Here is a 24854-nt window from a genome sequence, read left to right as displayed (position 1 = left end):
TGGTCGCTGTATTAAAAGGTTATCAATGCTTTAGTCAATTAGGTGAAAGATTTGTGCTTGCTCAGGATGTTGCATCGCATAGTCACGAAGCTGGTAAAAATACTCCACCAGCACCGGACTCTTGGTTTTAAACGACCAGATGCTATACACCATTAGACAGACTGCGATACCGGCTGCTTCAGGACTTAACTCAGCCTCGTTGCCATTATGAGGGTTAAACATCGGCAAGGTAATTTCAATCATCTCAGGCCAGATAAAAGCCCCTCCATTCGATAACATGCTGAACTCCCAGAAAGCCCCTTGATAGAGATGACATAGCTTAGCCATCATGTTAAAGATATCGCCCTCGATACGTTGCCAATCTGGTACCGTCCCAAAGTAGAAACGCCAGAAGGTATGACGACCACTTGAGTGAACGAGATTGGTTTTGATAACGGTGGATCCTTGCTCTTGTAAGGTAAACATAATAGAACTCCTTTTAGTTAATGTAATACAAGCAAACACCCCCCACACCATGAGGTGTGGGGGGTGTTTGTCATCAAATTTAATACTTAAATGTTTGTTATTAATATAACTTCATTTTGATAATATAGGTCTGAAATATTTTTCAATACATGTTGTTATTACTATCGTCTGTATTTATTTTCATAATACTCATTAATAATTTTCTCTAACACATCACTAATACGGCAACTACTATTATCGGCTATAAAATCTAATCTTTTTTTAGTTTCATTTTTTAAATAAGTATTTAAGGCTTTCTTATCTATTCTTGATTGCCGTAATTTTTGTTGATTCCAGGATTTATTTAAATTAAGTAGAAATAATTTTTTTGAATCAAGTGCATCACCCCATAAATCTAATGCTGCGCGTAAAGCAAGATTTCGCTCTGAATGGTTTAATGGCACGAACCAGTTTGTTAATCTAAGTCCAGTCTGAAAACTGTTACTATCTAATAGGGAGGGGTTGTTTTTAGATTGAAATTTACAAAGACTATCCCAAGCCCAAGCAATTGCACTTTCATTATCACTAGGTAACCATTTCAATGGTTCTTGTTGATTTAAAACCAACGCCCACTTACCTTTTATTTTTTCCATCTCATTTGCTTTTAATCTATAAATTGGATATGTTGGTGTATATATAGTATCAAAAAAATATATTATTTTATTTACTCTTTCTTGATGACTTGATGATGATGGAAATAGCCCAACTCGATGATACCAATTAAACTGATCATTATTATAACCAAAATCAAAGTCAGAATCATTTGCATAACATAAGTATGCCCACAGCCAAAATGCAACCCGCTCACTTTTTTCTATCCAATCAAAGCACTCAATAGGAAGAATATTGGCATCTTTATTAATATCCATTTGGGATAATAATGATTTTTGCTCTACTTTATTTGGAATATACTGGTTTATTATTTCATTTAATACTAAGCGACAACTGCTTGCATCATTCCTAGGAATATTACTTATATCTATACCTTTATTTACAGCTAGCCATGTAGCATAAAAAAGACACTCTCTTAGAGCACTACTTTTTATCAAACAATCTTTTCCAAATCTATCATTCATCATTAATTACACACCTAAAGACAAAACTACATAGTAGTGATTGTAGTAGTTAATTAGTATGCTGACAAAGCCTTTTTGGTGTATTTTTGAAGTTGATCAAAGGTCATTATTTAGTAGTATTAAAGATTTATTATGGTTTTATAATATATAATAATTACTGATTTCATTAAATAACATAGATGAAAAGGCTATAAAAGTCTCAATAAGACTAGTTCAATTGACCATTAAAATCACTTCTTTTTCCAAAAAACACAATCACACATATTCTGATTAGATAAAACCAAAGAGTACTTATGAATATAAAACCAAAATAAGTGAAGATATAACAATGATTATTATTTAGATCAGATAATAAAACGTAATTCATAAATATTTATTGAAAGAGAGGTTAATATTAAATGGAGTGTGATAATTCCAGAGTTGATTTGGAATAGAGTTCAACTAGCAGACCTATACATGACAACCTATATATAAGAAATAGGACAATTGAAATGCGTTGGATTGGTAATATATATGTAAAGGACATATATATGCACGCAAGGAATATAATGTAATAAAAACAATTATCACGACACTAAATAATAGAAGTGATTATCTATAAAAAACCTTAATTAAAAACCCAACACAATAAACATTACTATATTCAATAGGTATATTTAAAAAATAAACTTTGGAAACCAAATTATATCAAGGTTATTTACATCACTGTTTCAATTTCAATAAAAATCATTTTCCTTTAAAAAAGTTATTTTTAACAGTGCCAGTAATGATTATGAACAATCATAAACTGGAGATATTTAAAATGACTTATAACTATAACCCTTATTGGGAAAGATGTATTTCTGAAACCTTCACTAATGCATTGAATAAACACCCTAGAATAATATCTATTCGTGTAGACCTTCGACTCCCTAATATATCCGCAGATACAGATGCTGCCGTTATCTCTCGATTCATAGAGTCATTGAAGGCAAAAATAGATGCTTATCAGCAACGCAAAGTAAATGTGGGTCAGCGTATATGGCCGACATCATTACATTATGTTTGGGCTAGAGAGTTTGGTGAATCAAATGGTAAGAAACATTATCACGTTGTTTTATTATTAAATCGTGATACTTGGTGCTCTCTCGGTAATTATAATTATTCAGATTCTCTCGCGGGGATGATTAAACAAGCTTGGTGTAGCGCATTAAGAGTAAATATAACGGAATATGCAACATTAGCTCATTTCCCTGAAAGCCCTGTTTTATGGATAAATAAAGGAAATCATCACGAATTAGACGAGGCGCTAAAGCGTGCTAATTACCTTGCAAAAAACCATACCAAAATAACAGGCAATGGTGAGCGAAATTTCGGCCGTAGTAGAAACTAGCTTTAGTTTTTACCTTATTGCTGTGAGCTAAAAAGTATTTTTTTACACCAGTCCCTTATCCTCTGAGGAAGTACCGGTATCGACCAATCATCATACCGGACTCCTCCCATCATTTACTTTCAAGAGGGAGAGACTCCATGAATACTAATACCTTACTGCGTGCAGAAGACCCACTCATCGATATGGCATTCATCACTACTTATACAGGGATGACTGATAAGTGGTTTTATAAATTGATTAAAGATGGTGAATTTCCAAAACCAATCAAACTAGGACGTAGTTCTCGTTGGTTTAAAAGCGAAGTAGAAGCTTGGGTGCAGCAACGAATTGACCAATCTCGAGTAGATGAGCAATAGTTATCTTTGTTACCAGTCTTGTATAGGACTATATTTCATAGCCCCAATAGTGAATTAATATCTAATATATAGAGATTAATCACGTCATCTATTCTCGCATTACAGTATAAATAGCATCATAAAATAAATTATTTCAATAACGGTTAGTTAGATCCGTAGCATATACGAGATTAATTAGCGGTATACTACGGATTCGCTATCCAAGGAATGTGATGGATAATCTCAATAATCAGATCAAATCAGTTAGTGAGCTTTTAAGTTTACCACATCTTGCAATACCAAATTATCAACGCCCCTACCGCTGGGGAATAAAGAACCTAGCAGATCTTTTTAATGATATTGCTACTCACCAAGAAAAAACTGCCTATCGCCTTGGTTCAATTGTCTTTCACTATGAAAAAAACTCTGATGAAAAAGAAAAAGCATCACTTGATATTGTGGATGGACAACAGCGTACATTAACGCTTATGCTAATTATTCAAGCATTAATTGAAGAAAAATTAGATAAGTTAGAAAAGTACACGTTAAAACAACAACTCCAAAAATTGGCCGAACCAATCGAGTCGTTCATGAATCGTCAATATTTCTCTAGCAAAGATTCTGAACATAATCTTAGACGAAATTACTTAGACATTCGTCGCCGTGTCGCCAGACCTGATTTTACTGAAAATCAGATAGACTTTCTGCTTAATCGTTGCCAGGTCGTTTGTTTTGTTCTTCACGATATATCCGAAGCTTTTCAGTTCTTTGACTCACAAAATGCACGAGGAAGAGATCTAGCTCCTCATGATCTACTCAAAGCATTTCATCTTAGAGAGTTTCCATTACAAGAGTCACATTTAAAAGCTAATGTCGTCGCTCATTGGGAGAAACTACCAGATAACAAACTGAGTGAGCTATTTGCTTATTATCTCTATCGTGTTCGTCAGTGGGCGAATGGAAAATCTGCCCGATTCTTCGGAAAAGACGATATTCACCTTTTTAAAGGTATCAATATTGAACAAATTGATCGATTTCCTTATGTAGAATCACTCCGTCTCGCTCATCATTTTGTTGATGATTACAACGCTCAATACCAACGTAAAATAGATAGTAATAGAATTGATTTTCCATTTAGTTTAAATCAAATGATTATTAATGGGCGGCGTTTCTTCGAAATGGCAGAGCACTACCAAAAACAAGTAGCGGCTATCGTTGCTGAAGAGTCTAAACCAAAAGAATCGGAAATAGCATCAGATAAAAAAATAGAAATAAGGCTTTTAGGTGAGTTATTAACACAGATAGCAAGCCGCATACTTATTACATTAAATAGCTATACGCGTAAACATCGTACCGGTGATAAATATATACGAAGCATGTTTGACTGCGCGCTTATTTTCTATATCGATAAGTTTGGTAGCCATGAGCTTTCGATGGCTATTGAGCGTTGTTTTATTTGGGCTTATCAATGCCGTATCCAATACAAAGCTGTACAACTTGCAACGATGGACAATTACGTTTTAGGTCGGAATTTCATTCGAGTAATACAAGATGCTCGAACACCATACGACTTGCATCATTTTCCTTTAAAGGTGCTAACAGAGGAAGATAATAAAAATACTGGCAAAGAAGATGAGCTTATCAAGCTATTCAAGGAGATGAAATACTATGAATAACCCTAGTATATGCCCTTTATCTATCCGCATGCTGTTAGAGGACAAGCATAGTTATACTATCCCTATGTACCAACGTAACTACGCTTGGGGCGAAGGTGAGATTACTCAGCTTTTACAAGATATTCTGGACTATCAAGATAAGAAAAATATATATGGGGAACCTCAGACTTATTATATCGGTACCCTAGTGGTTTTTTCACGTGGAGATCACTGTTTTGAAGTTATTGATGGACAGCAACGTTTCACGACGCTTTCACTGCTTGCAAACTGGCTAAAACGCAATGCTAAAAATACTGTGGATATGGACTGGTATAAAAATATTAATATCTCGTTTGAAAGTCGCCCAGTATCTACTCATACGTTTAATGCATTATGGCAACAAGATAGTCAGATTAAAAATATGCGCACAAAAGATTTTAATCCTGGGTTAGTAAAAGGATTTGAACTTATTGGTACGGCTATCCATAAACTTGGAATTAAAGATAGTAAATTAATCTCTTTCTGTGATTATCTCTTTAATCATGTACAAATTTCACGAATTGAAGTTCCAAAAGATACTGACCTTAATCATTTCTTCGAAGCGATGAATAATCGTGGTGAACAACTTGAAAAACATGAGGTGGTCAAAGTTAGATTGATGGATAAGTTGAAAGATATTAATGATGACCATATAAAACAGCAAAGTATTGATATACTCAATCAAGTTTGGGATGCTTGCGCTAATATGGAACGTTATGTGCAATATGGCTTTACATCCGACATTAGAGATCGTTTATTTGGTGAAAATGACTGGGGGCGCTTCACTGCGACTAATTTTCAAGATTTACTGAATATTTTTTATTCAAATAAAACGAATGATTCTAAGGAACAAATCTTACATAAAGGACAAAACTTATCGACAATTTTGAAAGACTATTCGTTGGGTAAAGATATTGAAAGTAATAAAGAGGATAAAGGAAGTTCAGAACGTTTTAGTAGTGTGATAAATTTTTCTAATTTTTTACTTCATGTACTGAGAATTATAAGACGAGAGATAACAGACAAAAATGAAAAAGAAGGTGTCCCACTCGATGACAAAAGGCTTATAAGCCAATTTGAAGAGCATATTCTAAGACAAGCGGACCCGATTACTGCCGTGCAATGCTTCACTTTTAGCTTGCTCAAGTGCAGATTTCTTTTTGACCAGTATATTATCAAACGAGAATATACGAGCTGGAGTTTGAAAAAACTACACTTCAACTTGAACAGCGAAAGTGCTAGCTATATTAATACATTTGATAATAATGAAGGTGGTTTTGAAGGCATTAATAGGCAGATCTTAATGCTACTCTCTGCATTCCACGTCTCAGCTCCAACACAAGTTTATAAGCACTGGCTTAATGGTGCCTTACGTTACCTTTTTGATAGTAGTGAGAATGGTAGTCAGATAGAACACAGCCAATATCTTCATTATCTTGAGGCACAAGCTCGTCGATTTATATTCTTACGGTTCTTGTCACCAACTGACAGCGCTTCTTATTATCAAATGATTTACGGTAATATCGATGAGCTACCATCTTTAACCGTAAACTCATGCTGGCAAAAAGAAATAATATCAAAATTAAGATTTGGATCGATAGAAAACAATTTCATTTTTAATTATTTAGACTATTTACTTTGGGTTAAAAATAGAAACAAGAACGACATCTATCGCCGATTTGATTTCACCTTCCGCAGTTCAGTCGAACACTTTACACCTCAGCATCCAATGGATGGTTATAAACGTGTCGATGATCTTTATTTACACGCTTTTGGTAATCTCTGCCTCATCAGTCATAGTAAAAACTCTCGACTCAGTAATTATCAACCAAAGCAAAAACAAGAGCATTTTGAAAGAGGCTTGATTAATAACCAAATCGACAGTCTCAAATTATTCACCATGATAGAGCTTATGAAAAAACATAATGACTGGGGGGAAAAGGAAATAGAAATACATCAAGAAGAGATGATCGACATTATCGTCAATGAAGCAAAGAAAATGATGTGATACACATTTTTAATGTAAAACAGTTGCTATAAGCCAAAAAGAAAACCGTTCTACTACTATACAGTTTAATTAACAGGTGAACTATGAAATTAAAATATGCCTTTTTAATAACATCTATGTTGATGTCATGTTCTGCACTGGCGATACCTAATTTATGGTCCTACGAGTTCGGGCAAGGCAACACAACTTACGATATAGAAAATCAAAACGGTGCCTCTTTCACTATCAATTGCACTGGAAATCCAGACGAGAACAATACATTACAGCATAGTGTTACATTATCCCTACCCAAAGGAGAAACAGTTAATTCATACGATAAAAACGATCCAAGCATTGTTGTTGTAATCGATGATGAACAGTACGGTATCCCCTCATCACTAGGATGGCGTAATGCTGATAACGCATGGTACAATTTTATAGAAGCCATCGGTAAAGCGACAACCTTCGATGTATATCTAAATAATAAACCTGTTGGTACATGGAAACCTAGCAAAAAAAATGTTAGCAAAGTGTTGAATGGAATACAGACCTGTGCCAGTTCAACATATGAATAATCTAATTAGATAGCTTTTGTGCCTGAAATCTAATATCCGCAAGGCTTTCCTCGCTTTTCATTCCACCTAAGCCAACCTGATTTAATCTACATCAACTTACTGATGCGGGTACAACCGCGGGTATATCTTGGTTCGATAATGTTTGTACCCCGCATTGATCACTACTCTGGCAGACCCTTAACTTGATTAGCTGTTTAACTCACTTTGTTGGTCTTCATTCGTTCGAGTGAACAGCGTTTTGCTCGCTGGACAGAAGTGGATTTTGAAACGGCTATGTGGACGATTCCTGATGATCGTGAACCGCTGGAAGGCGTTAAACATTCTCAGCGTGGTTCAAAGATGCGGACGCCTCATCTTGTTCCCCTGTCGCGTCAGGCCTTAGCTATTTTGGAAAAGATTAAAAGTATGAGCGGAAATCGAGAGCTGATTTTCGTAGGCGATCACGATCCGCGTAAACCTATGAGTGAAAACACGGTGAACAAGGCTCTGCGAGTGATGGGCTATGACACAAAAACTGAAGTCTGTGGGCATGGTTTCAGGACAATGGCTTGTAGTTCGTTGATTGAGTCGGGATTATGGTCGAGGGATGCGGTAGAGCGGCAGATGAGTCACCAGGAGCGTAGCTCTGTGCGAGCAGCTTACATCCATAAGGCGGAACATCTTGGGGAGCGTAGGTTGATGTTGCAGTGGTGGGCTGATTATCTGGATGCAAATCGAGAGAAGCAGACTTCACCATTTGATTATTCTAAGATTTACAAACAGTCTTTTGACGATAGATAAATATGAATTATTAAGAGAACCCAAGTCAAAATTTACAGAGATTAGTATAAATAATCAACTGCTGTTTGTTCAGACTTGGGTTGTATAATTAGAAAATAACCCCAGATTGTATTTCTTTAACGAGTTCTCCCACGGAGAATACTTTCCAACCATCGACTTTTAACGGTGTTAAATTTACTGCAATTTTTGAAACCGGCCAGGCAGCTTCTACGGTGGCAATAATTTCATGCTCCGCGTTTTGTAAGTCTAATCCCGGAACTGGTGGCGGGTATCCTTTATGTTGCATAATGTTTATATCACCATGAATCGATGGATCTGTCAGATCGTAAATATCCTTCCAGGATTCAGCCTTCAAAAGCCCTTGTTGGGAACGTAAGCGTTGAATGATTGCCATGTCAGCCTGAGTGACAAATATTCCTTCGTGCAAAGGTTGCTTTCGATGGCAATCTTTACACAAGACGAGTAGATTTTCAGCTGAGTTATCATATTTAATACCATTTTTGTGGTGAACATCGCATAGACTTTTCATGGACATTAAATTCACACCACAATCACTACATTTGTAGTTAGCTTGTTCTCGAGTAGTTCTGGATATATCCTTCCAATTTTCTACATAGCCGCTATTTGATTTATCATAGATTCCTTTAGGCATATGGCGAAAGCAGGTACTATAATCTGAAAAAAATTCATTCAAAGAAAATGATTTAAATATTAATCTTTTCTGTTGTTTATCTATACTTCCTTTGTAATTAAGGCGTTCTAGGCAGTTCATACAAACTTTAAGAGCGACATCTTGGCTCCGACCGAGTCCATCATCAATTTCAAATAAGCCATCAACACGATTTGTTGCATGATACCGTTCAAATCGATTTTTTTGGCGCATGTCATCTAATGTTCTACACCAGGAAATATGAAATCGCTTCCCTTTCTCTCCATCTTCAATAGCCGCATCATAACGTCCGGTATGGTCTCTAATATACAAAAGAACCTGTCTCCCTTGGTAGGAAATAAGACCACTGCCGGGATCAAGATCTTCAATTCTAACTTCTTTACCTGTAGAAAGTTCGATATCAATTGGATCAAAAACTACAGGCGTTTCGTCAAGGAAAAAATCAACGCCTTCCGGCAACATTTTTCTTCCTAACTGAATAAGTTCAGAAATGTCGATAGATAATTTCATCTCTTACTCCTGAATTATTTTTCTAATCTGCAACTCGGCATTTGTTACAACTTTAAATGTTACTCGGCGAGAGCGATTGGGATCTTCTTTACCAGATTTATCAAGAATAGGGTGTGCGGAAGAATATCCAACGGCAGCAAATTTACTTTTTACCCACTTCTGGTGTGCTGCGCTTTCTTTTAAACCATAGACATACTGCAGTACTGCTCGTGTTCGCCCTTGCGAGAGTTCCATGTTATTAAAATAGGCCATGTCAGAATTGGACGCTCCACTCCAGTCAGTACTTGTATGTCCCTCAATACGTACTTCAGTAATATGTTCCTGGTAGTTATCAAGAACTTTAAGGTAGCGAGGGAAGAAATTATCAAGGATCTGTTTAAATTTTGGCTTAAGCTCTGTGCTACCTAAACCAAATAAGACATCGGGTGATTTAAAACGAACCTCAAGAGTTTGTTTGTCAATTTCAGCATCCCAAGCTGGCAAATCCTTTGTAAACTCAGTTTCTAGTGCATTATAGAGTTGAAGTTGAGCATTTTCATAGGCGACAGCCACTTCTTTAATTTTTTCTTTTTCAATACGCACATAGTGCATATAGGCGATAGAAATAAACATAAATACCATCATCAGACCTGCCATTAAATCTGACATTGAAACCCAATGTTCATTATCTTGATCTTTTTTAGGGGCCTGCTTGCCAAGGATTTTATCCATTAGCAATTATCCTCGTTTTTGATTAGCAGAAATTAATGTTTGCAGTTGTCCCATGACAGCTTGATACTCTTTGAGTAGTCGCTCGTAGTTACCGACAAAACCTTTGCTGATTGAGAGCAGAGCATTCCCTAGTGATTGCATCTCACGATTCATTTCGCGCTCTGTTGCTTGCTCAAAAGCATGTAACTGCTCGTTAATTGAACTACCAAATTTCTCAATTGACTCTTTCACCTGAGATGTCAGTCCCGCGCTTGCTTTATCAAACGAAGATTGCATTGAACCAAACATGTTATCGGCATTACTGGATAATTGTTGATTAAATTTCTCACCTGTCTTACTGAACATATCAATAACATTAGTAGTGTTTTGTTCCATATTTCGATGCAATTCTCTTGAGTGTGTTTCCAGAGATTTCAGGAACTCATCACCACTTTGTTTCATCTCCGTAATAGTGTCTCCTAGCGTGCTGGTAAGAGTTTCAGAGGAATTGCTGACATCATGCGCCATTGATGCAAAAGCTTGCTGTGTCTGAGTCACTGATTGTCTGAAACCTTCAGTGCCTTCATCAAGGGCAACTCGCATCGAATCAGCATTGATAAGTATCTGCTGACTGGTTTGTTCAAGAGACGCGCTGACATTCGCGGCACCTAATTTTAAGAGTTCACCCACTTCAGACATTTTTGTTTGAATTTCAGGTAAAACATCAGTTGCCTTATCGCGTATGGCGACAAAGGTTTCCAGATGACGGGAGAGTTCACCAATTTGGTGCTGATTCACTTGCAGCACGTCACGAAGCTCAGCCATCGCAAGAGGAATCTCTTTGCATTCTTCCCAGATCCCTGCGACAGCTTTTCTGGTTTCGACTAAAGATTCAACACTTTGTTGGTATTGCTCACCCATCTGCTCAACTTGGTTTTTATAGTTTTCCTGCCAGTCGACAAGTTTTTTTACAGAAGTATCAAGTGCTTTGAAATTCTCACCGAATTGTTCAGTTAAATTATTGTTGAAATCAATAATAACTTGCCTAAGGGCATCGATAATTTGTTCGGTTGCTCCTTTTGCCATCAGGTCTGCAAATTGCTGTAATTGTTCCCAGAGCTTATTACTGAAATTAGAATGGTTAGATATTTGTGCCCGGGAGGCATCATTGATTTCATTACGCAGTAGTTTTATTTGGGCAACAATGGAACCCTCTTCGCTACCACTCATGCCAGAGATTAACTTCACTAAATGTTTATTTTGTTCTTTTAATTCTTGATGGATATGCTCAGGAGTAACCGACGCTGGAGTATTCGCCTCCAATAGGCGACGTTTATTGGCAAAAAAGAAAGCATCTAATCCATTAAACAAAATTGCGAAAAACATTCCAACAATACTGGTAATGAATGCTGTTTTAAGACCTCCTAATAATACAGGGATGCTGGTATCAATGCTTTCAGTATTAAAATTAAGCAATCCAATAATGATACCGATAAAAGTACCCAGTATGCCTAATGCTCCCATTAATGTTGGAGCATACTCTCGGAATTTGTTATGAATATTTTTATGATCACACCACCAAGCAGCACAAAATACAAAGATAACAGCCCAAATAAAAATGTTTGTGACGAGTGTGGAATCAATTGATTGAAACAAATGTTCAAAAAGCTGAGCTAACATTGTTATTCCTGTAATAATCACAGTTAGTAATGCTGGTGTAAAAATTGCATGTACACCTTGTAAAATATATGGCCTTTAAGCCAGTGAATCTTCGTTGATTGTATCAACTTTCGCCAAGATATACATGATTTCTATCATATTTGGTTGGTCTCAGGCATTGAGCTTTTCTGCAATCATAGTAATCTGTTACTAATTGTATCAATCGAAGGAAGGTTGCTTGTGAAAACTCCAGTTAACCCACTTTTGCGATGGCTCAATGCGTTTTTTAGCAGTCGTTCATTACCCGGAGCTGATGGGAGGGCGCTGTATGCTTACCGTTGTCATGATGCAGAGTATGAAAGTTTGGCTGCTCTTCTTCGTGCCCATGTTCCACGTAACTACCCCAAAACCATATTCATTTCTTACAGTGATGTTTTGTTCAGCATATACGCCGCTGAGTTTATCCGCCGTAACCATACTGCAGGACATCCAAGATGGGACGTTATTTTAGAATCGATTGGCTGGAAGGTACCTTACGCACATCGGCAAAAGCTGGTAAATGATGGGATTCGTTACTGGAAAAGAAAGGTGAGAAGTCTGGGTCAAGCATCGGGTTATCTGCATACTCTGGCTTGCGAAGGCGGTTTGCCCATCCGGATGATTGAAAATGAAAGTGGCTATTTAATAACCTATTTCAGACGAATTTATCAGGCACTACGTGGGCAATCGTCAAGGCGTCCTGCGGAAATAATCGCACAAGAACTGGGCGACACTATTCCTGTGACAATGCAAAATGAACTCGTCTATGAAATAGCTGGTGAATTTTGCGAGACACTTCATACGTTACTCAATGAGCATCCCACTCATGGTCAGGACCCCGTTTCCTCACTACGCAAACAATATCCTGACTGGCATCTTCAACTTCCGTTGGTACTCCCGGAAGAGAATGCCTCAGAGATTGTAAGACGATTACTTTCTCAATCTTCAGAGCCCCGTATATCAAGCAATGTGCTGGTTGAAAGGATATGGGTTGATGTTGATGACAGTTGGTATTGCGATGCCCGGTTTCGATTTCCGGCCACAATACGTACTGAACAGTTAATATCCCTGTTTGAAAGCAATATTCAGCCGGAACAGACACGACTCATCATTTCTGCAAAATGGAGAAATGGTGGGGCCCGGTTGGCAATGCTAAGCCGTTATGAACAGCAAGATTGGCGAGTAGAGTTATTACCCTTCGCTATGCAAAAACTCTCTGGGGCAGATGCGATGACCGAAATATCGTTGTCGCTCCATGAAGGGCCGATTCTGCTAGGTCACGTAATTCCCAAAGGGGGTTATGAGCTTACCGAAGATTTACCATGGGTTTTTGAAGCGATGAATGAGAGCGAATCGCAGTTAAAACTTGTCGGCATGGGCTCTGTTAGTTCCAGGCAAAACTCTCTGTTTATTTCGCTACCGACAAATAGTCATTTGGATATTAGTGGAGAAGGTGAGTTTGATATCCCGAGGTTGCTGAAAAATAGTGAACGTAGCTTAACTAAAATAAGCGGAGTATTCAGCGTTGTTTTACATGATGGCGCAGTTTGTACGATTCGCACGCAGCAACTTTATGATTCTGCGATTGAGTATTATATAAAACCGACAGAGATCGATCTGGTAAAATCTGATTATCCTGTCCATCGTGCCTGGCCAAAGATCGGCTGGAAAAAGGATATGCAGCATGGCATTGTACCAGAGAACGAACTTTTTTGGCGATCTATTCGTTCAGGTAACAACTCTTGGTTTTCTGTCGCATCAGTAATGCCGAAAGGGCAGATAGAAGTCAGGCGAATAGTCAATGGTGAGGTTTTATTTAGCGGTAAAGTTGTGATTTTGCCAGCAGATTTCGATATTCAAATTATTCCCGAGACTGCTCAGCAAGGAGTTATTGTACTCTCTGGTATAACGGATGCAAGGGTTGATAAATATTCAAACAATGAAAAAGTAACACTTAAATCAGATTATTTGCAAAACGAGTGTGTTATTGATTGTAATTCATCACAGATGCTAGAGAGCACCATCAATTTACGAGTATCCTGGAAAGATGGTTCTAATCTTAAATTGTTATTACCTAAGCCCGTTAGCGGTGGACGGTTTGTAAGTAATGATGGTTCTGTTCATTTTGACGGTGTTGCATCTATAGCACATTTGCATGGCGTGGACGCTGAGCTGTTAACAATATCTTGTGCCGGGAAAGGATATCTTAATATCGAGTTGTTGGATGAAAACCCGATGTCTGAAAAATTTCATTATTTACATGCGGATATTCCATTGTTATCTGGCCGTAATGAAAAATTGCAACAGATTTCACTTTATGAGAATTATAATCTGCTGAACGCCATGCTTGCATGTGCATGGAAAAATGATAGTACATTACGTGTTGATTTTTACTCTGACAGATTTGGTAAGGACAAAACAACACTCAATATTAAACGCTACGATGGCCGTTTTATTGAGGGTGATGAAAGATTGCTGGTTGATATAAAAGATTCTATTGTTTTTCCTTACCATAAAATAGACGACATGGTTGTTGAAGCCATTTCTCTTAATACTCCTGACTTATGTACAGTCCTGCTGAAAAAAGATGAGTCTGGTTATGATTTCTCGACGTTGAATAATCAAGGTGGCCCATGGCTAATTGTGGGTAAAATTGATGGTGCAATTCGTATTGCACCAGTGATTAAATGGATGCTACCTACATTACAGACAGATGATTTATTTCTAAATGCTATATGCAACGCATCGCCAGAACAACGCAAGGAATATTGTAATGCGCTGTTTTTGGAAATGAAAAATAATCCTTTGCAAAACTCTTGTTATTTGTTGGTTGAGTACATTAAAAAATATAAGTTGAATAATAGCTTGCCTTTGCTGGAACTGGATTTATTTAGAGAAATTTCGAGTAATTATTGCGTGGTTGTTCAGTTGTTAATATCATCATGTCTTTCTGGGGATAGTGATGCTATTTATGATATACAGGAGGAATTACCCTTCTCATGGGGATGGATTCCTGTTTCAATATGGAAAGATGTCTTTGAACAGTGTTGGTATTCTCTGGAAAAACAGATTAATGATAAGGCATTTGCATTAAATATACTACAGCCATTTATTGCATTTATAAATCATCAAGCGCATATCGATCGTCGATTAGTTCCCATCGCTAATATGTTGCTTACACATAGTGAGATATTACCTGCAGGTTGCACTGTATTGCCATCTGTAAGCCGCGAGCAGTTTAATGATGCCAAACAGATGTTATTAAGAAACCCAGATAGTTTTGGACGTGTCAGCATTTTTTCTAAAGAGCTTTGGGATAGTGCTATTACTCCAGACCTTAAATCTGTTTTTAATAAATTTTGGATCGAAAACACATATCACACTCGTTTTGAAAAACGTTTTAATTTGATGTTAGTCGCGGCGCTGCTCTCCCAAAGAAACAATAAACTTATGCATCAGCTAACTGCACTTTTTGAATTTCACTATCAGCAAGCCCCGCAGCAATTGGGGGTTATCTATCAGTATTATTTTGAACAAGCTGGAGTATGTCATTGATGAACGTTCAGCAACTGCATTATGCGCCACTTCTAAATCAGCTTCATCAGCGTGCGGTGAGGTCGGTAGTAAATCAGCTGGCATTGCGGAGCAAGTCGTTGAGTCAATATCTGGAATCTCAATATTTCCAGCCTCCAGGTCTGGGGGGGTCACTGCTTGCAGATCCGGTATTCGAAAGTACGTTTGGCTGGATGCCTGCGGATGAAACAATGGAGGATTTGCGTGACAAACTGATCTCCAGCCCGCTGGTTGATGCTTTGAGCAATGCGCCAGTGCCGTTTCGTCATCAGCTAACTGCGTGGCGAACGATTCTTGAAGACAAGCAGTCCCTATTAGTGAGCAGTGGTACAGGGTCAGGAAAAACAGAATGTTTTATGGTGCCGGTGCTGGAAGATCTTATTCGTCAGCAAAATTTGACCCGGCAGTCACTAACAGGGACGCAGGCTATTTTCTTGTATCCGTTGAATGCGCTAATAAATAGTCAGCAAGAGCGGCTTCGCGAGTGGACTCGCGGGTTTAAAGGGAAGATACGCTTTGCGCTATATAATGGCGAAACCCGGCATACCAAATATGAAGTTCAGGAAGACCAGCTCAAAGTACCTGAACAGGCATTGAGTCGGGAAGCCATTTATGAAGCCCCACCGTCCATCATGGTGACGAATACCACGATGCTGGAATATATGCTGATTCGTCGCAAAGATGCCCCTGTCATTGAAAAGTCCCAGGGAATGCTGAAGTATATCGTCCTTGATGAGGCTCACAGTTATATTGGCTCTCAGGCAGCTGAATTAGCGCTGCTTTTACGTCGCGTCATGCAGGCCTTCAATGTTGGACCTGGTACAGATAAACCTGTGCAAATCATTGCTACCTCGGCCACTATTGGTGAAGATTCTCCTGAAGGTAATAAAGAACTTGCTAAATTTGTTGCCGATCTCGCGGGGGTCACAGAACGTGATGTAAAAGTAGTTCGCGGCTATCGACAAATACCGCCGATATCGGAGTCTCTTATTCGTCATGAATATCCCACATCTTTAGCATCTCTTAACTCACTAAGTTCTCAGGAACTTTACCAACAGCTGTGCAATTACCGTGTGGCCCAGCAATTGCGTCAGGCGTTAACTCGCCCCGGACGCCTGGCGGTACGTTTGAGTGAATTGCTCAATGTTGCCAAAAGAACCTGGCCAGACATTAATCACCGTGAGCTGCTGCAGCTTCTCGATCTGATGGCGAAATCGCGAGAGGGTGAATCTAAATTTTCACTAGCTTTTACGCCATTACGTATGCATGGGTTTATCCGAACACTCGCGGGCCTATGGGCATGTTCAAATAAACAATGCGCACATAAAGCGAGTGAATTAGGTGAGAGTGACTGGCCATTTGGTCAGGTATGGTTTGAACAACGCCAATATTGTGACTGTGGTGCGCCTGTATTTGAAATCTTACGTTGCTCCGGGTGTGGTTCAGCTTATTTGTCTGCCAAGGAGGAAGTGCGCGGTGATGGAACGAGCTGGTTGTTGGCGCAACCTGCTGCTGCCGAAGAGGATGAGTTCGCTCTTGATCTCGATGTTTATTCTGAAGATGAAGATAACAACGAATTAGAAAATAACTCCCAATTTGATCGTCTTATAGCGAGCGATGGTGAAAAATATATCATTTCACTGGAGGAAGCGACGGCGGGTAAAATCGACCGCGAGGCGCAAAAGCACTATGAGATAAATCTGCTAAGACCTGAATCTCGAGGTGAGGGACGCAATAATTCCTTTGCTTGTGTTTGTTGTGGTGACACCCAACGGAAAAATAATCCTTTGTTCCGTCCGCTTCGACTCGGTGCACCCTTTTTTTTAAATGAAATTATTCCTACTCTGCTTGAATTTTCGCCTTTACCGCAAACAAGAGAAGAGCAGTTAGGACCGTTTAATGGTCGACGTTTGCTCACCTTTACGGATTCACGTCAGGGAACCGCCCGTATCTCTGCCCGATTACAGCAGGACGTAGATAAAGCTACGTTACGAACCCTTTGTTATCAGGAACTGGCAAATATTAATGAGCCATCAGTAAAGCTCAGTCCGGCACATTGTGCATTGTTAGAGAGTTTTATTACCCAGTTTTCTATCCCTCCGTTAAAAAATTCCATCGACGCACTGAGAAAAGCGATGGTTTCGAATGAGAAGCTTAGCCCAGCAGACGTTCAGGCGCTTAGAATTATCGAGCCGATGGTTAGTTCCTTAAGTCAGGAACATGCTGAAGCAATGCAAATACTCCTCGTCAATTCAGGCAATCAGCAGAAGAAAACCATGTCGTGGCAAACTCTGTCTGAACAACTTGTTGGCAGTGTGGACCTTGCGGACAGAATGAGAGGCAGTTTTAAAGACTTGTCTGGACTTGAGCTTACTAAACAACAGTTTGCTGATTTTTGTTTATACAGTGAGTTTGGTCGCCGCCCTAAAAATGCCTGGACCCTCGAAAGTCTGGGGCTGGTGGCCATTCACTATCCATTTATTGATAAAGTCACAACCTGCCCGCAGGACTGGAAGACATTATTACCCGACCCCGATAAGCAATTACCGGAATGGCGTAATTTATTGAAGATTACCCTTGATTTCTTTATACGTGAAAACAGTGCCGTTTTTTACGAAAACGAGGAGTACCCTCGCTGGATGGGAGCACGTTTCCCGGTAAAAATGCTGCAGGGGCCAGATAAAAAATACAAAGGGCAGAAACGTGATCAACTTTGGCCACAAATACGCGATCGTCATTATAACCGGGTCATTAAGCTATTAATTGCTGTCTTTCCGGCAATACAGCCTGAGCAGGCTCACTGGAAAGCGCTGGTTAATTACTTAATGAATGAGGTCTGGGAAGCTATTCGACCATGCCTGCGTCAGTTTGAATCGGGTTATCAATTGGACATTAAACAACAAGCTGAATTTTACAGTCCAAAGCAAGTCTGGCGTTGCCCCTATACTCGCCGTGCGTTAGATGTCACTTTATTGGGTTATTCTCCGTATTTACCAGGTAGCAAAGAGATAGCACCTGAAAAAGCTGTATTGATTGAAATGCCTGAGCTTCCTGCGCGTCACTGGCGTTTATCTGGTGGTGGAGAAATGGCGCGAGAAGAGCGCCTGCACTGGCTGGAATGTAATGAACGCATTCAACATGCTCGGGAGGAGGGGGTATGGTCTACTCGCAGTGATCGATTGGCCCTGAAAGATAGCTGGTATCGTCTGGAGGAACACTCAGCGCAGCGAACACCAGAGAAGAACCAGTTTAATGAAAAACAATTTAAAGCAGGGAAAGTCAATGTGTTGAACTGTTCCACGACCATGGAAATGGGCGTGGATATTGGTGGTATGAGTTTGGTCGCGATGAATAACGTTCCTCCGGCTCCGGCGAATTATTTGCAGCGTGCTGGCCGTGCTGGCCGTCGCGGTGAAAGCGCATCTGCCGCCATTACGTTATGTAAAAACACCGCGCATGGAATGGAGGTATTCAAAGACCCTCTCTGGGCGTTCAACACCGTTGCGAGTGCCCCACGGGTTCGTTTTGGTAGCAGTAGTATTGTTCAGCGGCATGTTAACGCATTGGTTTTAGGTGCGTTTTTACGAGCTGAAGTTCCTGATGCGACAAAACTGAGTTGTAAATGGTTCTTTGAAGGTGATGATAGCCAGTGTCTTCGTTTTCTCCATTGGTTAAATCATCAGGCCGATCAGCTGGCGGATAAACTTAAACGCCTTACCCAGGGAACTGTACTGATGCCATTGACGCCGCCACAGCTCTTGACTCGTACGCAAACGATGATGCAGCTGGTTGATACTCGTTGGAGAAGCCAACTTGCCATACTGTTGGAAAACGTCGAAGCGTTGAAAGCAGATAACAGCGCGTGGGAAGAAACGCCAGCAGGTAAAGCCATCACTTATCAGCTTCGTGATTATCGCGGTGCTTATCTGTTTTCTAAACTCATCAGTGAAGCGTTCCTGCCGGGTCATGGTTTCCCGGTTGGCGTGGTCAATTTCAATTATCTGACCGCGGATGAACTGGAAAGACGTCGCGCAATAAAAGCCACTCAGGCTGACCCTAATGAAGGGGGAGAAAACTTTTCTCGCCGCATTGAAAAACTGCCCAGCCGTGACCTGCCCACAGCATTACGTGAATATGCTCCTGGTGCTGATGTGGTATTGAGCGGAAAAGTGTATCGTTCCTCGGGTATTATGCTTGGTAAAGTACTTGCCAGCGGGCAGGAGCTGTCTGGCGATCATCATATTCCGTGGTTCTGGCATTGCCGTAAATGCGGCACGGGAGCGACCAGCGCCACCCGGCCTGTCGAATGTTGCCACTGCAAGGCAGATATACAGCAGCTTGATGTGAAGCGGTATTTACAGCCTGTCGGTTTCGCGACAGACATTCGTTATCAGGCACATAATGATGTATCCATGCCTGCGCAACTTCCCTGGAAAGATCCTCGTGTTCTTGTACCTTCTTCGGTATGGGTCTCCTTACCCGATGCTGGACTCGGACGTTACCGTTTTAGTCATAGCGGGGAATTGTTCCACTTCAGTGAGGGTGAATTTGGTCATGGCTACGCAATTTGTCTTTCCTGTGGCCGGGCAGAATCTCAAACTCAGCCCCAGCGTACTCCGGAGAATCTAAAGAACCCGGAGAAAGAAAATACGCACTACCTGTTGAGAGGCGGTAGTAATGATCGGCAGGGGAACAATAAATTGTGCCACGGTCATGTTCATAAAGATCTGTGGTTGGGATATAGCAGTCGTACGGATATGGTTGAGCTGCAACTCAATGGTGATAATGGTCAATTGATCCTTGATGATGTTGCCGCTCGATCCCTTGCGGTTGCTTTGCGTGAAGGATTAGCGCATAAATTGGGTATCGAAAATACTGAGCTGGGCGTGACGACGCAGCAAGCGCGCGATATTGATGGCCCCACCGGATATTCTATCTTTATTTACGATAATAATGCTGGTGGTGCGGGTTATGCAGTGCAATTGATCGATCATTGGTCGGATGTCTTTAATTACGCCAGAAAATTGCTCGATTGTAGCTGCGATAAATTCTGTCACCACTGCTTGCTCAGCTACGATAGCCAGCATTATGTCGGCAAATTAGATCGTCACCAGGCATTGACCCTGCTCACTAATCTTCGGCTACAGCGGCTTAATCTCGCGCCAGAATATCAGTACTTCGGAGAAAGTAGCCGGGTTGAAACCAACCCACTCAGTTTGCGTATTGCGCAATGCCTAAACAGCGAGGTTTATGATTCCTGCTCGTTGGTCCTTGCTGGGTCGCAGGAACAGTGGAATTTTGCGCAATGGCCATTATTTAAAGAGTTACTCCAGTTTGCTTCCTCTGGGGGCAATGTTGAGTTGCTGATTGCCACGCAGCTGGAAAACTTAGCTGATAGCACCAGACATCAGCTTTCCGCGCTGGCGGCGATACCGGGTGAACGCTTGCGAGTGAAATCTATAGCCACTGCGCAACTTGTGCAAGGGAAAGGGCTCTTGCTGGCACAGGTCACTCGTGAGGGGCAAACCCAACAGTGGGCCGCTGACGACAATGCCACCGTTTCGCCCGGTGAATTATGGGGACAAAGCTCGGCATCGCCGGTAGTGACGATTAAAGGGGCATCCAGAAAAATATTCTCGGGTCAGACCTTGAGTGCAGAAGACTTACTGCCAGCGTTACCCGCCGGGGCGGTACGCATCAATCTCTGCCAACAACTTGACGGTCAGGTGGAAGGTTTTGGTTCGCGTTTCTGGGCACTGATAGCTCAGCAGCATGCTGGCTGGAAGAAGGCTGTTGCCAATCGACGCGAAATTACGCACGTCCATTATAGTGATCGTTATCTCAATAGCCCGTTTACTGTACGTTTGTTAGGTGAAATTTTGACGGAATTGGTTGAACAGGGGCTGGCAGAACGCGCCGAACTCACTGTTTCAGTTAAAAAGTTAGAGTACAGTTCTCGCCAACACGATTCACTCTATAACGCATGGCTTGATGAGCAGGATCGCCAGCATGTTATGACCACGTTGCTGGTAGAGGGCTACCTTGGGCCTGCCTGGTCAGGGAAAATCTCATGGTTAGCAGGAGATAATCAGAACACCGATCACGGACGTGAACTGACCGTGACCTTCAGCGATGGCAGTGAACATTATGTGTTACTTGATATGGGACTGAGTTACTGGCGTTGTACAGGTGACACATTCTTCGATTTTTCAGGACGAATACCGAATCAGGTCGAGCGCCTGGCAACATGCCGGGCATTGGTTATAGCCCCGGATAATGGATTGAAGAGTTATATCATCGCAGGCTAAACGGACACTCCCCCACCGACTCATGGTGGGGGAGTTGACCTGGCTCATTTTTTAATTGTTGATGTTTGAAATTTCTGCGTGTTTTCTGCGCATTACATTCCATTTTATTCCCCTGATGCTGCCATTCATGTTATCTTTAAGGCCATCTTTTTTATCGCAGTGTGCCGCGCCACATCGATCGGGATAGTGTTACCGCCACTGCCTCATACAGACAGAAAAACCGATGAATAAGCAAAATTATGCACCTGGAATGCGGGTGGTTATTCGTGATGCAGAGTGGCGCATTCGCCGGGCGGATGAAAGCGGAGATGGTGGCAATCTGCTGACCTGTGATGGCATTTCGGAGCTGGTACGCGGTAAAGAAGGGCTGTTTCTGACAAAGCTGGAGCAAAAAGTCGAGATTCTCGATCCAGCAAAAACAAATCTGGTGGAAGATGAGTCAGCCAATTACCAGGCGGCTCAGTTGTACATAGAGAGCCAGCTACGCCAACGCGTACCGACGGACGGCAAAGTCCATTTTGGACATCAGGCTGCGATGGACTCTATGCCATTTCAGCTCGATCCCACGCGTATGGCGCTGGCGCAGCCGCGCCAGCGGATATTAATTGCTGATGTGGTAGGGCTGGGTAAAACGCTAGAAGCTGGTATTCTGGTTTCAGAGCTGATTCGCCGTGGACGTGGCAAACGCATTCTTGTGCTGGCGGTTAAATCAATGCTCACGCAATTCCAGAAAGAGTTCTGGAGCCGTTTTGCTATTCCGTTGACGCGGCTTGACTCTGCTGGCTTACAAAAGGTGCGCAACCGCATTCCAACCAACCACAACCCGTTCCACTATTTTGATAAGAGCATTATTTCCATCGATACCCTGAAACAAGACATCGAATATCGTCACCATCTGGAAAACGCCTGGTGGGATATTATTGTCATCGATGAAGCGCATAATGTCGCTGAACGTGGGACCAGCTCTTTGCGCAGCAAACTGGCAAAATTGCTCGCCGGGCGCAGCGATACGTTGATTATGCTTTCAGCTACGCCGCATGACGGTAAGGCTGAAAGTTTTGCCAGCCTGATGAATATGCTCGACCCGACGGCCATTGCCAATCCGAAAGAGTATGAATACGCCGATTTTGCCGATAAAAATCTGGTTGTGCGTCGCTTCAAAAAAGACGTAAAAGATCAGATGGCTGGCGAGTTTCCGGAACGTAATATCGTCAAATTGATGCGCCCGGCAACCGGACCTGAAGAGGAAGCCTACCGCCGATTGGTTGAGAGTCAGTTCCGTGACGATGATGATGAAGACTCGCGGTCAAATAAAGGCCGCCTGTTCAAAATTACGCTCGAAAAAGCGTTGTTCTCCAGTCCAATGGCATGTGTCAGCGTGGTGGCTAACCGCCTGAAGCGGCTTGAGAACCGCAAAGAAATAAACAGTCAGAGCCAGATTAACGAATTAGAGTCACTGCTGCTGGCGCTCAATAATATTGATGCCAGCCAGTTCAGCAAGTATCAGTTGTTGCTGGAGACCATCCGTAACGATCTCCGCTGGAAAGCGAATAACACGGAAGATCGTCTGGTGATCTTTACCGAGAGTATCAAAACGCTCGAGTTCCTTGAGAAGCAACTGTGCTCCAATCTCAAGCTGAAAGACGATCAAATTGCCACGTTGCGAGGCGATCAGGGCGATACAGTTCTGATGGAAACCGTCGAAGCGTTTGGCAAATCCCAGTCTCCGCTACGCCTGCTCATCTGCTCGGATGTCGCGTCTGAAGGTATCAACCTGCACCACCTCAGCCATAAAATGATTCACTTCGATATTCCTTGGTCGCTGATGGTATTCCAGCAGCGTAACGGACGTATTGACCGCTACGGGCAAAAACACCAGCCACAGATCCGTTACTTGCTGACTGAAGCCAGTGAACCGCAGATCAACGGTGATATGCGCGTGCTGGAAGTGCTGATCAATAAAGACGAACAGGCGCAGAAGAATATCGGCGACAGTTCCGAATTTACTGGCAAATTTACCCAGGAAGAGGAAGAAGAGCAGGTTGCTGAATTCATGATGCAGGACGATGGCGCCAGCCTGTTCGACGACCTGTTGAATAGCAATGTCACTGAAAATTCTGAACACGACCTGTTTGGCGAAATCTGCAGCGCAGTGTCCAGCGATGCTTCGATCGTGACCGAAAGTGACATTAGTCTGTTTGATAATGAGCAGGCATACTGCGAAAAAGCGCTAGGCTATCTGAAGACCTGCGGCCAGACCGTGCAATACGATACCATGCCTGATAACACCTTATCGCTGGTGGCACCGGAGGACTTACGCCGTCGCTTTAACCAGTTACCGCCGGAAATTGCGCCGGAAAACTGGCTGCTTTATCTAAGCCAGGACAAAACTGTTATTACGGAAGCCATTTCGCGTGCGCGCGGTGAGCAACATGCCTGGCCCGATGTGCAGTATCTCTGGCAAATTAACCCGGTCGTGCAGTGGTTAGACGACAAAATTCAGTCTGCCTTTGGTCGCCACCAGGCTCCGGTGATGCGCCTGCCGCACCTGTTTGAACCTGATGAGGATCATTTCATCCTTTCCGGGTTGTTCCCGAACCGTAAGTCGCACCCGATGGTGAACCCGTGGCTGGTGGTGAGCTTTAACCGCGAAACGTTAAGCGGTAGCCTGCCTTTTGCTGAGTTCCTGAAACGACATCCGCAACTGAGGAGCAAGCTGACTAACAGTGGCGGCAAAGATCGTAACCATCAACGCCAGCAGGATCTGCTGGAAGCGGCAATCGCCCATGCGCGGGATGTGTTTGTTCACGATCGAAATGCTTTTGAGGAGCGTATCAATCAGCAGCTCAATGAGCATCTACAGAAGCTGGACGTTCTGCGTGGGCGTCAGCTGAATCAACTGGAGCTGGATTTTGCCGATAATAAACAGCAGCTTTCAGTGAAACAGAGCCGCAAAGAACAACGTCAGCGCGAAATCGAACACAATTTTGACAGCTACATCCAATGGATTGAGGACACCATGACCACCGAAAAAGAGCCCTACATCCAGGTTATTGCTGTAATCACCGGAGCGGAGGGCTAA

13 protein-coding genes and 1 pseudogene are annotated in these 24854 nt (G+C 41.7%); 9 read left to right on the top strand and 5 right to left on the bottom strand.

What is annotated here, in order from left to right; translation table 11 throughout:
• Positions 1–30: 30 nt before the first annotated feature.
• Together ACNARN_RS10810 and ACNARN_RS10805 are read right to left on the bottom strand one after the other, a co-directional pair.
• Positions 31–465, bottom strand: a complete 435-nt coding sequence (locus ACNARN_RS10810; RefSeq protein WP_108478865.1) for an antirestriction protein — start codon at positions 463–465, stop codon at positions 31–33.
• Positions 466–626: 161 nt separating this feature from the next.
• Positions 627–1583: a hypothetical protein gene (locus ACNARN_RS10805; RefSeq protein WP_108478864.1), complete on the bottom strand. Its 957-nt coding sequence runs from the start codon at positions 1581–1583 to the stop codon at positions 627–629.
• 799 nt (positions 1584–2382) lie between these two features.
• Here ACNARN_RS10805 and ACNARN_RS10800 point away from each other — a divergent pair.
• The 6 genes and pseudogenes from ACNARN_RS10800 to ACNARN_RS10775 all read left to right on the top strand — a co-directional run.
• A complete protein-coding gene (locus ACNARN_RS10800) occupies positions 2383–2952 on the top strand; it encodes an inovirus Gp2 family protein (RefSeq protein ID WP_108478877.1) in 570 nt (189 codons plus the stop codon).
• A gap of 137 nt (positions 2953–3089) precedes the next feature.
• The gene (locus ACNARN_RS10795; protein ID WP_108478863.1) at positions 3090–3308 is read left to right on the top strand and encodes a helix-turn-helix transcriptional regulator; all 219 of its coding nucleotides are present in this window, start codon (positions 3090–3092) and stop codon (positions 3306–3308) included.
• Between the two features lie 212 nt (positions 3309–3520).
• Entirely contained in the window at positions 3521–4963 is a 1443-nt protein-coding gene (locus ACNARN_RS10790; RefSeq protein WP_108478862.1) for a DUF262 domain-containing protein, read from the top strand.
• Positions 4956–6989, top strand: coding sequence for a DUF262 domain-containing protein (locus tag ACNARN_RS10785; protein ID WP_108478861.1), 2034 nt, complete (start codon positions 4956–4958; stop codon positions 6987–6989). Before ACNARN_RS10790 ends, ACNARN_RS10785 begins: the two co-directional genes overlap by 8 nt.
• Positions 6990–7105: 116 nt before the next feature.
• On the top strand, positions 7106–7543 hold the full coding sequence (locus ACNARN_RS10780; RefSeq protein ID WP_416304449.1) for a hypothetical protein: 438 nt from the start codon (positions 7106–7108) through the stop codon (positions 7541–7543).
• A 150-nt stretch (positions 7544–7693) separates the two neighbouring features.
• Positions 7694–8323, top strand: a pseudogene (locus ACNARN_RS10775) (tyrosine-type recombinase/integrase); the annotation flags it as partial.
• Positions 8324–8411: 88 nt separating this feature from the next.
• Here ACNARN_RS10775 and zorE read toward each other — a convergent pair.
• From zorE to zorA2, 3 genes are read right to left on the bottom strand one after another with little or no spacing between them, the layout of a single operon-like run.
• Complete coding sequence (gene zorE / locus ACNARN_RS10770; protein WP_108478859.1) at positions 8412–9503, bottom strand: type II Zorya anti-phage system protein ZorE; 1092 nt, start codon at positions 9501–9503, stop codon at positions 8412–8414.
• Positions 9504–9506: 3 nt separating this feature from the next.
• Positions 9507–10214 carry a type II Zorya anti-phage system protein ZorB2 gene (gene zorB2 / locus ACNARN_RS10765; RefSeq protein ID WP_108478858.1) on the bottom strand — a complete coding sequence of 236 codons (708 nt, stop codon included), beginning with the start codon at positions 10212–10214 and terminating at the stop codon, positions 9507–9509.
• Positions 10215–10220: 6 nt separating this feature from the next.
• A complete protein-coding gene (gene zorA2 / locus ACNARN_RS10760; RefSeq protein WP_108478857.1) occupies positions 10221–11873 on the bottom strand; it encodes a type II Zorya anti-phage system protein ZorA2 in 1653 nt (550 codons plus the stop codon).
• 213 nt (positions 11874–12086) lie between these two features.
• Here zorA2 and ACNARN_RS10755 point away from each other — a divergent pair, with 213 nt between their 5' ends.
• The 3 genes from ACNARN_RS10755 (at position 12087) to ACNARN_RS10745 (ending at position 24854) form a co-directional block, all read left to right on the top strand.
• Positions 12087–15446, top strand: coding sequence for an STY4851/ECs_5259 family protein (locus tag ACNARN_RS10755; protein WP_126462261.1), 3360 nt, complete (start codon positions 12087–12089; stop codon positions 15444–15446).
• Entirely contained in the window at positions 15446–21772 is a 6327-nt protein-coding gene (locus ACNARN_RS10750) for a DEAD/DEAH box helicase (RefSeq protein WP_108478855.1), read from the top strand. Before ACNARN_RS10755 ends, ACNARN_RS10750 begins: the two co-directional genes overlap by 1 nt.
• A gap of 223 nt (positions 21773–21995) precedes the next feature.
• Positions 21996–24854: a DEAD/DEAH box helicase gene (locus ACNARN_RS10745; RefSeq protein ID WP_126462265.1), complete on the top strand. Its 2859-nt coding sequence runs from the start codon at positions 21996–21998 to the stop codon at positions 24852–24854.

Source organism: Proteus sp. TSJ240517 (genome assembly GCF_047921575.1).
Lineage (GTDB): Bacteria > Pseudomonadota > Gammaproteobacteria > Enterobacterales > Enterobacteriaceae > Proteus.
The sequence above is the reverse complement of the archived record's forward strand: the minus strand, read 5'-3'. Positions and strand labels throughout refer to the sequence as shown.

Coding starts and splice junctions, on each gene's coding strand:
- ACNARN_RS10810 (WP_108478865.1), bottom strand. CDS start 465: ATGTTTACCTTACAAGAGCAAGGATCCACCGTTATCAAAACCAATCTC.
- ACNARN_RS10805 (WP_108478864.1), bottom strand. CDS start 1,583: ATGATGAATGATAGATTTGGAAAAGATTGTTTGATAAAAAGTAGTGCT.
- ACNARN_RS10800 (WP_108478877.1), top strand. CDS start 2,383: ATGACTTATAACTATAACCCTTATTGGGAAAGATGTATTTCTGAAACC.
- ACNARN_RS10795 (WP_108478863.1), top strand. CDS start 3,090: ATGAATACTAATACCTTACTGCGTGCAGAAGACCCACTCATCGATATG.
- ACNARN_RS10790 (WP_108478862.1), top strand. CDS start 3,521: ATGGATAATCTCAATAATCAGATCAAATCAGTTAGTGAGCTTTTAAGT.
- ACNARN_RS10785 (WP_108478861.1), top strand. CDS start 4,956: ATGAATAACCCTAGTATATGCCCTTTATCTATCCGCATGCTGTTAGAG.
- ACNARN_RS10780 (WP_416304449.1), top strand. CDS start 7,106: ATGTTGATGTCATGTTCTGCACTGGCGATACCTAATTTATGGTCCTAC.
- zorE (WP_108478859.1), bottom strand. CDS start 9,503: ATGAAATTATCTATCGACATTTCTGAACTTATTCAGTTAGGAAGAAAA.
- zorB2 (WP_108478858.1), bottom strand. CDS start 10,214: ATGGATAAAATCCTTGGCAAGCAGGCCCCTAAAAAAGATCAAGATAAT.
- zorA2 (WP_108478857.1), bottom strand. CDS start 11,873: ATGTTAGCTCAGCTTTTTGAACATTTGTTTCAATCAATTGATTCCACA.
- ACNARN_RS10750 (WP_108478855.1), top strand. CDS start 15,446: ATGAACGTTCAGCAACTGCATTATGCGCCACTTCTAAATCAGCTTCAT.
- ACNARN_RS10745 (WP_126462265.1), top strand. CDS start 21,996: ATGAATAAGCAAAATTATGCACCTGGAATGCGGGTGGTTATTCGTGAT.